Below are 12136 nucleotides of genomic sequence, written 5' to 3'. Positions count from 1 at the left end.
AATGGCCAGTACTGCGGGTGATTTGCATCGACCGGGCGCGGGCGCGCCACCCTCCGCGTTCGAAGCGGCGACGTATAAGAAGGTCGCCTGGCGGCTCTCGCCGTTGCTGCTGATCTGTTATGTGGTGGCATATCTGGATCGTGTGAACGTGGGCTTCGCGAAGCTGCAGATGTCGACGGATCTTGGTTTGAGCGATGCTGTTTACGGCTTCGGCGCAGGCATCTTTTTCTTCGGCTATTTCATCTTCGAAATTCCGAGCAACGTCATCTTGCACAAGGTCGGCGCGCGCGTGTGGATCGCGCGGATCATGATCACGTGGGGCATCATTTCGGCGCTGACGATGTTCATCACCACGCCTACGATGTTCTATGTCATGCGCTTCATTCTGGGCGTGGCCGAAGCGGGATTTTTCCCGGGCATCATTCTTTATCTCACGTACTGGTTTCCGGCTGAACGGCGCGGGCGCATGACCACGTTGTTCATGACGGCGATCGCGTTATCGGGGTTGATCGGTGGCCCAGTGTCGGGCTGGATCATGAAAAATTTCGATGGCGTCAACGGCTGGCATGCGTGGCAATGGCTGTTCTTGCTGGAGGGCATTCCATCCATCGTGGTCGGGATTGTGGTGTTCATTTTCATGGACGATGGCATCGCGAAAGCGAAGTGGCTGACGGTTGAAGAACGCGAGTTGCTCGAGAGGAATATTGCTAAGGACAACGTCGAGAAGGAAGACATGCCCGTGCTTGAGGTGCTCAAAAGCGGCCGGGTCTGGTTGATGAGCCTGACGTATTTCGCATTCGTGATGGGACTTTATGGCGTGAGCTTCTGGCTGCCGACGATTATCAAGGCGACGGGCGTGACCGATGCGCTGACTATCGGATTGTTGTCGGCGATTCCGTTTGGTGCGGCGGTGATCGGCATGCTGCTTGTTGCGCGTAGTGCCGATAAACGTGGCGAACGGCGATGGCATATCGCGATTCCGGCGGTTGTGGGGGCGTTGGGGTTGGTGGTGTCGGTGGTGTGGTCCACGAATACGCCGATGGCGATGTTCGGGCTTACGTTGGCTACGATGGGGATTCTCACTACGTTGCCGCTGTTCTGGAGCTTGCCTACCGCATTTCTGGCTGGGACGGGTGCTGCCGCCGGGATCGCGATGATCAACTCACTCGGGAATCTGGCGGGGTTTTTGAGTCCTTATCTCGTGGGATGGTTGAAGCAAGTGACAGCATCGAACGCCAGCGGCATGTATATGCTCGCCGCGTTTATGGTGCTGGGTGGATTGCTCGCGTTGAGCGTGCCGAAGCGGATGGTGAATCGATAAAACCTGCGTCACGCAGGATTTAGCCCGAATGCACTTGCAATCGGGGCGCCGCCGGCAAGAATGGCGCTCCGGCCGAATGACCGCCCAAGCGAGGGGTTCAAACGAAGGCCATCTTTGGGTTAATCAATCCTCGCCCGCACTTTTAAAAGCTTCTCGCGAAAATATTGAATAGCGAAACTGTTGTTGCAATACGAACCCGAAACTCGCATCTGGAAATCGGGTAGAAGCTCCGCCCGGAGCGACCCACTGCTTATTTGCAAAAGTCCCGCGCTCCACCCCCACGCCTGACGCACCGCCACAAGGCGTCTCTTCCGCCTCTGCACCAAATCAATGCATCAGCATTGACACCGCTGCTCCCCCTCTTGCCCCGTCCCACCTTCAATCTCACCTTCCCTCAGCACAAACCGTCGATTGGCATAACCCTTGCAGTGTCCAACCCACTGACCCTTCGTCAGCGATATAAAAAAATCCATCCGACACCCGCCTCAAACAAACATATCGGCAAGGGGAAACACAATGAAACGACGCAGTCTCCTGAAGTTCGGCTCCATGTCGGGCGCGCTCGCGATTGCGGGCCAACTGCCCATTTCAAAGGCGCAAGCCGCCGATACCGGACCGATTAAAGTCGGCGTTCTCCATTCGCTCTCTGGAACGATGGCGATTTCGGAAACGTCGCTGAAAGACACTGCGCTGATGACCATCGCCCAGATCAATGCAAGCGGCGGCGTGCTCGGACGTCAACTCGAACCGGTCGTGGTCGATCCGGCATCGAACTGGCCGCTCTTCGCCGAAAAAGCCCGTCAACTGATCTCGCAAGACAAGGTTGCGGTGACGTTTGGCTGCTGGACATCGGTATCGCGCAAATCGGTGCTGCCGGTGTTCGAAGAACTCAATGGCCTGCTCTTCTACCCGGTGCAGTACGAGGGTGAAGAAATGTCGAAGAACGTGTTCTACACGGGCGCGGCACCGAACCAGCAAGCCATTCCGGCAACCGAATACCTGATGAGCAAGGAAGGCGGCGGCGCCAAGCGCTTCTTCCTGCTCGGCACCGACTACGTCTATCCGCGTACGACGAACAAGATCCTGCGCGCGTTCCTGCACTCCAAAGGCGTGAAGGACGACGACATCCAGGAGGTCTACACGCCGTTCGGCCACGCGGACTATCAGACCATCGTTGCAAACATCAAGACCTTCTCGCAAGGCGGCAAGACCTGCGTAATCTCGACGGTGAACGGCGACTCCAACGTGCCGTTCTATAAAGAGCTCGGCAATCAAGGCCTGAAGGCCACCGATGTGCCGGTCGTCGCGTTCTCGGTGGGCGAAGAGGAACTGCGCGGTATCGATACAAAGCCGCTGGTCGGCAACCTGGCCGCGTGGAACTACTTCATGTCGCTGAAGAACCCGGAGAACACGAAGTTCAAGGCGATGTTCGCCGACTGGGTGAAGAAGAACAACCTGCCGGGCGGCGACAAGCGCGTGACGAACGACCCGATGGAGGCGACCTTCGTCGGCATCCACATGTGGAAGCAGGCGGCTGAAAAAGCGAAGAGCGTCGATGTGGACAAGATCCGCGTGGCCATGGTCGGCCAGAAGTTCGCGGCGCCGTCGGGCTTCACCCTGGAGATGGACGGGAACCACCATCTGCACAAGCCAGTGATGATCGGTGAAGTGCGTGCGGACGGCCAGTTCAACGTCGTGTGGCGCACCAAGACCGCTATTCGCGCGCAACCGTGGAGTCCGTACATTCCGGGCAACGAAGGCAAGCCGGATGTCGTCAGCTCGATTCCGGATTTCCTGCGCCGCCGACGCGTGGCTTAAGGAGCTTGAGTGGCTTGGGCCTCGGCATCAAGCCTTGGTAAGTACCAACGTTGAAACATCGAACCGCCGCGCTCGAAGCACAACAACAAGAGCGGCGGTTCGTACGATTCCGGGCAGCACGCAACAGGCCACGCCCCGCTCCGCTCCACCTGACAGGCCATTCATGACTGATTCGATGCTTCGCTTCGCTCGCCGTGGCCTCTGCGCAATCCTGATTGCCTGCATGCCGATCGCCGCATTCGCGGCCCTGACAGCTGACGATCTCGCGCCACTTGCCGCTGACGACTTCGACGCGAAGTCAGCCGCCGTCGACAAGCTGATCGCTAACGCCGATGCCCCTTCTGTGGCGGTGCTGAACGCGCTTTCCGATGGCTCGCTGGTCGCCACCGATGCCGGCAAAGTGCTGATCCAGACCGATGACGGCAACAAGGATCCGCTCACCAACAAAGTGGTGGAAGCGCCCGATGCGCAACCGGTCACATTAAACAATCTGCTGCGCTCGAAGGTATCGGGTGCGTTGTCGGGGTTGCAGCTGGCATCGCCGGATATTGCTGTGCGCCGCGCGGCTATCGACGAATTGCTGAAGAACGCCGATCCGTCTATCAAACCGCTCGTCGATAAAGCCCGCGCAAAAGAGACCGACCCAGCGCTCAAGAAGCGCCTCGATACGCTCTGGGCCACCACCGCATTACACGATACCGACGCCAACAAGCGCCTCGAAGCCGTCGAACTGGTCGCCGCGCGTCACGACCTGGATATGAACGAACTGCTGCGCCCGATCGTTGCGAAGAACGCGGACGGCACCTTTACCGAGCCCGACGCACGCGTGCGGGCCGCAGCGCAGGCAGGCATCGAAGAACTGAACTCGATACAACGACGCGGCGAGATTGTCGGCACGATCTTCGCGGGGTTGTCGCTCGGCAGCGTGCTGTTGCTCGCGGCACTGGGCCTTGCGATCACGTACGGCTTGATCGGCGTGATCAACATGGCGCATGGCGAGTTCCTGATGATCGGCGCGTATGCCACGTATGTGGTCCAGAACCTCGTCCAGCACTACGCACCGGGCGCGTTCAACTGGTATCCGCTGTTCGCCGTGCCGGTGTCGTTCGCGGCGGCGGCGGTCGTCGGCATCGTGCTTGAACGGTTGGTAATCAAACATCTCTACGGGCGTCCGCTCGAAACGCTGCTGACCACTTTCGGCATCAGCCTGATCCTGATCCAGGCCACGCGTACGATTTTCGGCGCGCAAAATGTGCAGGTGACGAACCCATCGTGGATGAGCGGCGGCGTCTCCGTCATGCAGAACCTGATCCTGCCGTACAACCGTCTCACCATTCTCGGCTTCTCGTTGGTCGTCGTGCTGCTCGCCTGGGTCGTGCTAACCAAGACACGCCTCGGCTTGTTCGTGCGCGCCGTCACGCAAAACCGCCGCATGGCGGCGTGCGTTGGCGTGAAGACCGCTCGCGTGGATTCCTATGCATTTGCGTTTGGCGCCGGCATCGCCGGGCTCGGCGGCTGTGCGCTCTCGCAGATCGGCAATATCGGACCGGATCTGGGGCAAAGCTACATCATCGATTCATTCATGACGGTCGTGCTTGGCGGTGTCGGACAACTGGCGGGAACAGTGATCGGCGGGTTTGGTCTCGGGCTTGTCAGCAAGACGATCGAGCCGTTCTGGGGCGCGGTGCTTGCGAAGATCGCGGTGCTCGTGCTGATCGTGTTGTTTATCCAGAAACGTCCTCAAGGCATGTTCGCCTTGAAGGGCCGAAGCGCCGAGGTTTGAGATGAATACACCCAACGTCTCCGCGAATCTCGACGTCGCGCCGCAGCCCGACGAGCAGGCAAAGCGCGAAGGTTTCGCGTTGGGCCTGCCGCCGCGCGCAGCTCTCCTTCCTCGCAACGGCTGGATTGCGCTGATCGCGTTCATCATTGCGATGGGTATCTACGTGCCGGTCGCGGCGCTGGTGCTGCCGGAGTCGAGCACGTTCCACTTAAGTGCTTATTCGATGACGCTTGTCGGCAAGCTCATGTGCTACGCGATAGGTGCATTGGCGCTCGATCTCGTCTGGGGATATTGCGGGATCTTGAGCCTCGGGCACGCGCTGTTCTTCGCGCTCGGCGGTTACGCAATGGGCATGTACCTGATGCGCTCGATTGGCCGCGAAGGAAACTATCAAAGCGATCTGCCCGACTTCATGGTGTTCCTCGACTGGCACAAGCTGCCTTGGTATTGGCAAGGCACTGAGCACCTTTGGTACGCGCTGTTGCTGGTGATCGTGGTGCCGGGGGTGCTTGCATGGATCTTTGGCTTTTTCACCTTCCGCTCGCGCGTCAAAGGTGTGTATCTGTCGATCATCACGCAAGCCATGACCTTCGCCGCGATGCTGCTGTTCTATCGCAACGAAACCGGCTTCGGCGGCAACAATGGTTTCACCGATTTCAAGCGCATAGCGGGCTTTCCGATCACGTCGGCGAGTACGCGCACGGTGTTGTTCATGATGACGCTGGGCGTGCTGATTCTTGCGTTTATCGCGGCACGGGCGATTGTGACGTCGAAGCTCGGGCGTGTGGTTACGGGCGTTCGCGATGGCGAAGCGCGGCTGATGTTTCTTGGCTATAGCCCGCTGTCGTACAAGCTTTTTATCTGGACCGTATCAGCAATTCTGTGCGGCATTGCGGGGGCGTTGTACGTGCCGCAAGTCGGCATCATCAACCCGAACGAGATGTCGCCGGGTAACTCTATCGAAATGGCGATCTGGGTCGCCGTGGGTGGGCGCGGAACCTTGATTGGGCCGATTATCGGTGCGTTCGCGGTGAACGGCGCGAAGAGCTTTTTTACGGCGAACTTCCCTGAATACTGGCTGTTCTTCCTGGGCCTGATCTTCACGCTCGTGCCCTTGCTTTTGCCAAACGGCATCATGGGTCTTATCGATATCGCGCTGCGCAAGAAGAAAGCCGGAGGACATCCACATTGAACACATTAGCGAATGCGTACAACGCCTTGATCGTCGATCTGCCGCCGCTGCCGGAAATCAACGAGCGTAACCAGAACGGCATCACGGGTCTCGGTCACGTGCTGGAGCCCGGTGAGATCGATGTCTCGCACGGCACGATTTTGTACCTTGAAGATGTGACCGTGAGCTTCGATGGTTTTCGCGCGCTGAACAAGCTGACGCTGTCTATTGATGTAGGCGAACTGCGTTGCGTGATCGGGCCCAATGGCGCTGGCAAGACCACGATGATGGACGTCATTACGGGTAAGACGCGGCCGGATTCCGGCAAGGTTTTTCTTGGGCAGACGTTCGATCTCGCGCGCATGTCGGAGCCGGTCATTGCGCGTACGGGAATCGGGCGCAAGTTCCAGAAGCCGACTGTGTTCGAGAATCATCCGGTGTGGGAGAACCTCGAGCTCGCGATGAAAACTGACAAAGGGTGGCTTGCATCGCTCAGGTCAAAGCTGGATCGGCAAGCGCAAGCGCGCATTGAAGAAACGCTGGAGCTGATCCATCTCGAAGCCGATGCCACGCGTTATGCCGGCGAGTTGTCGCACGGTCAGAAGCAGCGGCTGGAGATTGGCATGTTGCTGATGCAGCAGCCGGCATTGCTTCTCCTTGATGAACCGGCCGCCGGTATGACGGACCACGAGACGATGCAGCTTGCGGAATTGCTCAATAAGCTGCGCGGTACGTGTTCGATGATGGTTGTCGAGCATGACATGGAATTTGTCGCTGCGCTCTCAGGCGATACCGGACGCGTGACGGTGATGGCCGAAGGCAGCGTACTCGCGCACGGCACGCTTGACGAAGTGAAGCGCAACGAGAAAGTGATCGAGTCGTATCTTGGTCGTTGATCTGGCCACCCCGGGATTATAAAAATGCTCGAAGTCGATTCACTTAACCAGTTCTACGGCGGCAGCCACATCCTGCGCGATGTGAAGATGACCGTGCCGGATGGAAAGCTAACCGTTCTACTCGGCCGCAACGGCGTAGGCAAGACCACCCTGCTGCGCTGCCTGATGGGCGTAGTGCCGACCAAAAGCGGCACAATCTCCTGGCGCGGCGCAAAAATCTCCTCCATGCCGACCTACAAGCGCGTCGCAAGCGGCCTCGCCTATGTACCCCAAGGCCGCGACATCTTCGGCCGCCTGACCGTTGAAGAAAACCTGCTCGTCGGCGCAGCAAGCCGCAAGACGCCATCGAAAGTACCGGACCGAATCTACGAACTCTTCCCCGTGCTCAAAGACATGAAAAGCCGCCGTGGCGGCGATCTATCGGGCGGTCAGCAACAGCAACTTGCAATCGGCCGCGCGCTGATGAGCGAACCGCAACTGCTCATTCTCGATGAACCCACCGAGGGCATCCAGCCGTCCATCATCCAGGATATCGGGCGCACGTTGCGTCAACTCGTCGATGAAATGGGCATGACGGTATTGCTCGTCGAACAGTACTACGACTTCGCCCGGGAACTGGCGGACAGATATTGGGTCATGAGCCGCGGCGAAATCGTAGCCGGCGGCGCGGGCACGGACATGGAAGCCGAAGGCGTGCGGGAGTTGATCGCAGTCTGACGCTCGCCGTACTATTGGCGACTCGCTCTACTCCAGAAAGCCCCATGCATCACGAACCTATCGCTGCGCTGTTGCCCTCGACTGTCCCGGACCCTGACTCTGATTCCGGCGAGTGGCACGGCCAGCTCGAACTCGGCTTTACACATCAGCCTCCCGAACGCACCGCGCTCACGCATCGCAAGCATATGGGCCCGCTGCGCATGCAACGGCCCTTGTACCCCGAAGGCGATGCCATCTGCCACGCGGTCATCGTGCATCCGCCAGGCGGCGTGGCAGGCGGCGACCGGCTGGCAATCAATATCAACTTGGGCGAGCAAACGCACGCGGTCATCACGACGCCCGGCGCGACCAAGTGGTACAAGGCGAACGGCAAACTTGCCACGCAGCGCATTCATATCCGCGTCGACGCGAACGCAAAGCTCGACTGGCTGCCGCAGAACAACATCGTGTTCGAGTCATCAAATGTGGCGCTGGATTTCACGCTGACAATGGATGAATCGGCAACGGCTATCGGCTGGGACGCAATGCAGTTGGGCCGGCAAGCAGCGGGTGAACGATGGTCGGACGGCCGCCTGGTTTCCACCGCGCGGATCAAGGACAGCAAGGGCCGGTTGCGCTGGTTCGAACGCGCGCTGCTCAGCGCCAATGACCCCCTGCGGCTTGCGCCACAAGGCCTTGCGGGCTTTCCCGCCTACGGCACGCTATGGGCACTCGGTGCGGGGTGCGACGACGCGCTGGCGGAGTCCCTGACATCGCAATTTCCGTTCAATGACAGCCTCCGCGCCGCCGCTTCCTGCGTCGCGCCGGGCATACTGATCATCCGTGCCGCCAGCCACTCGATGGAACCTCTCCAACGATTAATGACCGAATGCTGGACCACGTTGCGCCCGCTCATTCATCGCGTCGATGCCAGACCGTTGCGGCTTTGGACAACGTAGCCGGGTTATTCCTCATAAAATGCGCACTACAAAAGCGCACAATTAAGCCCATGTTTTGTGCATCGCAACGGCTTGTGCCCCGCTCAAGCCCGTCCAGCAAGGCGCAAAAGCAATGGCACGACTCTCGCTTAAATCCCTTTCCGACGAGTGCGTCCATCAGTGACCATCAACGAGACGCACCGCGCCACACCGCGATCCAAGGAAAGAGAATCAAATGACCAACACGCTTCGCCGCCACGCGCTTCGCTCTGCAGTTGCCGCTCTCATCGCCCTCCCGGCGTTTGCTCTAATCCCGCTGACCGCCCAAGCCGATGCGCTCGATAACGTCACGAAAGCCGGCGTCCTGAAAGTGGCCGTGCCGGAGGATTACCCGCCGTTCGGCGCCGTCGGCGCAGACATGCAGCCGCAAGGTTATGACATCGACATGGCCGCGCTGCTCGCCAAGTCGCTCGGCGTGAAGCTGGAACTCGTGCCGGTCAACAGCGCGAATCGCGTGCCGTATCTGACGACAAACAAAGTGGATCTCGTGATTTCGTCGCTGGGCAAGACGCCGGATCGCGAGAAGGTCATGGACTTCTCAGCGCCTTACGCGCCGTACTTCCAGGGCGTGTTCGGGCCCGCCAATGTCAAGGTCACCGGCCCCGCCGATCTCACCGGCAAGACGGTCGGCGCAACCCGCGGCGCGCTCGAAGAAATCGCGCTGACGCAAATGGCGCCGAACGCGACCATCAAGCGTTTCGAGGACAACAACGCAACCATCCAGGCATTCCTCTCCGGCCAGGTTGATCTGATTGCGGCGGGCAATATCGTGGCCGCAGCCATCCTTTCGAAGAATCCGCCGCGCCGTCCGGAACCGAAATTCATCATCAAGAACTCGCCGTGTTTCGTCGGCATGAACAAGAACGAACCGCGCTTGCTGGCTAAGGTCGATGCAGCCATCGCCCAGTCGAAAAAGGACGGCTCGCTCGAAGCGATGTCGGAGAAATGGTTCAAGGCGCCATTGCCGGCCGGTTTGTAATCTTGCGCGTCACTCGACATCAAGCTTAAAAACAAAGCTCAAATAACAAGGCGCCGATTCAATGGCTTATCAACTCCAGTTCGGCGATCTCGGGCAGTACGCCGGCATGTTCGCGAGCGGCGCGGCAGTCACGCTTGGCCTGACCGCCGTGTCAACGGTGCTCGGCCTCGCGGTCGGCATACTCGGTGCAGCGGGCAAAGGCAGCAAGTATCCGGCGGTGCGTTCGTTCGTTGGCGGTTACGTGGAAGCGATCCGCAATACGCCGTTCATCGTGCAATTGTTCTTCGTGTTTTTCGGGCTGCCGGCGCTGGGCATTCGCATCGATGAATACGTGGCCGCCGTCCTCGCGATGACGCTCAATCTCGGCGCGTATTCGGTGGAGATCATCCGCTCGGGTATCGCGGCCGTGCCGAAGGGGCATCTTGAAGCGGCGGCGTCGCTTGCCATGACTCGCGGCGAGACGTTCAGGCATGTGGTCTTGCCGCAAGCCATCGCCAAGGTGTTCCCGGCGCTGACAAGCCAGATCGTGATCACGATGCTTGGCTCGGCGGTGGTATCGCAGATATCCGTCTCTGATCTCACCTATGCCGCAAGCTACATCCAGTCGCGCAACTTCCGCGCGTTCGAAACGTATTTCCTGATCACGGCCGCGTACCTCGTGATGGCGATCCTCTTGCGCTTCGTCCTCAACGAAGCAGGCAAACGCCTGTTCGCCCGCAACCTGCGAGGCGCCCGATGATCGAATTTACGTTTGAACAGATCCTTACGAACCTGCTGCTCGCGGCGCGCTGGACCATCGTGTTGTCGATTGTTTCCTTCGTGGCCGGCGGGATCGTGGGCTTCGTGCTGCTTGTGATGCGCGTGTCGAGTTCGCGGGTTTTGCGGACCATCGTGAAGGTTTACATCGAGATATTCCAGGGCACGCCGCTGCTGATGCAACTGTTCCTCGTGTTCTTCGGCTTGCCGCTGCTCGGCATCGAAGTTCAGCCGTGGATTGCTGCAACGGTTGGACTTACGTTGTTCACCAGCGCCTATCTCGCCGAGATCTGGCGCGGCTGCGTCGAGGCTATTCCCAAGGGTCAATGGGAAGCATCGTCCAGTCTCGCGATGAATTACTTCGAACAACTGCGTCATGTGATTCTTCCGCAAGCCACGCGCATTGCCATCGGCCCGACGGTCGGCTTCGGTGTGCAAGCCGTGAAGGACACGGCGCTGGTGTCAATCATCGGTTTCACCGAACTCACGAAAGCCGGCACGATGATTTCGAACGCGACGTTCAGGCCGTTCGTGGTCTACGGTCTCGTCGCCGTGATCTATTTCGTGATTTGTTATCCGCTTACCCGCACCGCGCGCACGCTCGAAAGGAAATGGAATGCCGCTCGTTGAAACGCAAAACCTCAAGAAGCAGTTCGGCGCGAACCAGGTCCTGAAGGGCATCGATTTTTCGGTGGAGTCGGGTCAGGTGGTGGCAATCATCGGACGCAGCGGCTCAGGTAAAAGCACGCTGCTGCGCACCTTGAACGGACTGGAAAGTATCGACGAAGGGTCGATCGAAATCGACGGCGAGCACATGGACGCACGTCATGCGGATCTGCGTGCATTGCGCCTCAAGGTCGGCATGGTGTTCCAGCAGTACAACCTGTTTCCGCATCTGACCGCAGGACAGAACGTGATGCTCGCGCAGACGGTGGTGAAGAAGGTTCACAAGGCGAAGGCGCGCGCGACCGCTGAGCAAGTGCTTGAACGCGTGGGCCTCGGCGATAAATTCAACGCCTATCCCGAACAACTTTCAGGTGGACAGCAGCAGCGCGTGGCGATTGCACGGGCGCTTGCCATGAAGCCCTCGGTCCTGCTCTGCGATGAAATCACCTCCGCGCTCGACCCCGAACTCGTGGGTGAAGTATTGGCCGTTGTGGAAAGCCTCGCCGCCGACGGCATGACGCTCATCATGGTCACGCACGAGATGCGCTTCGCGCGGCGCGTGTCGAACAAGGTCGTCTTCATGCATCAGGGGCGCGTGTGGGAAAGCGGCACCCCGGAAGAGATCTTCGAGCGGCCGACGACCGTCGAGTTACAGAAGTTCATCCAATGAAATCGTAGGATAGCAATGCTAGGATTTCATTTAACTTCAGCACTTCAAACAAGACACGCTCCGAACCCATGAAGCTCACTCACCGCGAAAAAGACAAGCTGCTGATCTTCACCGCCGCGCTGCTCGCCGAACGGCGTCGCGCACGCGGGCTGAAGCTGAACTATCCGGAGGCCATCGCGTTCATTTCGGCAGCGCTGATGGAAGCGGCGCGCGACGGCCGCACCGTCGCCGACGTCATGCACTACGGCACCACGCTGCTCACCCGCGACGATGTGATGGACGGCGTGCCGGAAATGATCCCGGACATCCAGATAGAAGCGACCTTCCCCGACGGCACCAAGCTCGTGACCGTCCATCATCCGATTCCCTGAAGGAGCCGCCC

At 59.4% G+C, this 12136-nt stretch carries 12 protein-coding genes; all 12 read left to right on the top strand.

The genetic code is table 11. From position 1 onward, the window contains the following. Window position 1 precedes the first annotated feature (1 nt). The 12 genes from ACMX25_RS06690 (at window position 2) to ACMX25_RS06635 (ending at window position 12125) form a co-directional block, all read left to right on the top strand. Window positions 2-1321 carry an MFS transporter gene (locus tag ACMX25_RS06690; RefSeq protein ID WP_414948768.1) on the top strand — a complete coding sequence of 440 codons (1320 nt, stop codon included), beginning with the start codon at window positions 2-4 and terminating at the stop codon, window positions 1319-1321. Window positions 1322-1837: 516 nt separating this feature from the next. Beyond that, window positions 1838-3139, top strand: coding sequence for an urea ABC transporter substrate-binding protein (gene urtA / locus ACMX25_RS06685; protein WP_414948767.1), 1302 nt, complete (start codon window positions 1838-1840; stop codon window positions 3137-3139). Window positions 3140-3302: 163 nt separating this feature from the next. Next, entirely contained in the window at window positions 3303-4922 is a 1620-nt protein-coding gene (gene urtB, locus ACMX25_RS06680; protein ID WP_414948766.1) for an urea ABC transporter permease subunit UrtB, read from the top strand. A 1-nt stretch (window position 4923) separates the two neighbouring features. After that, on the top strand, window positions 4924-6114 hold the full coding sequence (gene urtC, locus ACMX25_RS06675) for an urea ABC transporter permease subunit UrtC (RefSeq protein WP_414948765.1): 1191 nt from the start codon (window positions 4924-4926) through the stop codon (window positions 6112-6114). A 47-nt stretch (window positions 6115-6161) separates the two neighbouring features. Next, on the top strand, window positions 6162-6989 hold the full coding sequence (gene urtD / locus ACMX25_RS06670; RefSeq protein ID WP_414949053.1) for an urea ABC transporter ATP-binding protein UrtD: 828 nt from the start codon (window positions 6162-6164) through the stop codon (window positions 6987-6989). A gap of 24 nt (window positions 6990-7013) precedes the next feature. Continuing rightward, window positions 7014-7706, top strand: a complete 693-nt coding sequence (urtE, locus tag ACMX25_RS06665) for an urea ABC transporter ATP-binding subunit UrtE (RefSeq protein ID WP_414948764.1) — start codon at window positions 7014-7016, stop codon at window positions 7704-7706. 44 nt (window positions 7707-7750) lie between these two features. Beyond that, a complete protein-coding gene (locus tag ACMX25_RS06660) occupies window positions 7751-8644 on the top strand; it encodes an urease accessory protein UreD (protein ID WP_414948762.1) in 894 nt (297 codons plus the stop codon). A 214-nt stretch (window positions 8645-8858) separates the two neighbouring features. Beyond that, the gene (locus ACMX25_RS06655) at window positions 8859-9662 is read left to right on the top strand and encodes a transporter substrate-binding domain-containing protein (RefSeq protein ID WP_414948761.1); all 804 of its coding nucleotides are present in this window, start codon (window positions 8859-8861) and stop codon (window positions 9660-9662) included. A 61-nt stretch (window positions 9663-9723) separates the two neighbouring features. After that, on the top strand, window positions 9724-10401 hold the full coding sequence (locus ACMX25_RS06650) for an amino acid ABC transporter permease (protein ID WP_414948760.1): 678 nt from the start codon (window positions 9724-9726) through the stop codon (window positions 10399-10401). Then, the gene (locus ACMX25_RS06645; RefSeq protein WP_414948759.1) at window positions 10398-11048 is read left to right on the top strand and encodes an amino acid ABC transporter permease; all 651 of its coding nucleotides are present in this window, start codon (window positions 10398-10400) and stop codon (window positions 11046-11048) included. The genes ACMX25_RS06650 and ACMX25_RS06645 overlap by 4 nt, the downstream gene beginning before the upstream one ends. Further along, the gene (locus tag ACMX25_RS06640) at window positions 11035-11754 is read left to right on the top strand and encodes an amino acid ABC transporter ATP-binding protein (RefSeq protein WP_414948758.1); all 720 of its coding nucleotides are present in this window, start codon (window positions 11035-11037) and stop codon (window positions 11752-11754) included. The genes ACMX25_RS06645 and ACMX25_RS06640 overlap by 14 nt, the downstream gene beginning before the upstream one ends. A 68-nt stretch (window positions 11755-11822) precedes the next feature. After that, window positions 11823-12125 carry an urease subunit gamma gene (locus ACMX25_RS06635; RefSeq protein ID WP_031362362.1) on the top strand — a complete coding sequence of 101 codons (303 nt, stop codon included), beginning with the start codon at window positions 11823-11825 and terminating at the stop codon, window positions 12123-12125. The last annotated feature ends 11 nt before the right edge of the window (window positions 12126-12136 follow it).

Origin of the sequence: Caballeronia eucalypticola (assembly GCF_047608185.1) — a bacterium.
In the GTDB taxonomy this organism is placed as follows: domain Bacteria; phylum Pseudomonadota; class Gammaproteobacteria; order Burkholderiales; family Burkholderiaceae; genus Caballeronia.
This window is presented reverse-complemented; position numbering and strand designations above follow the sequence as displayed.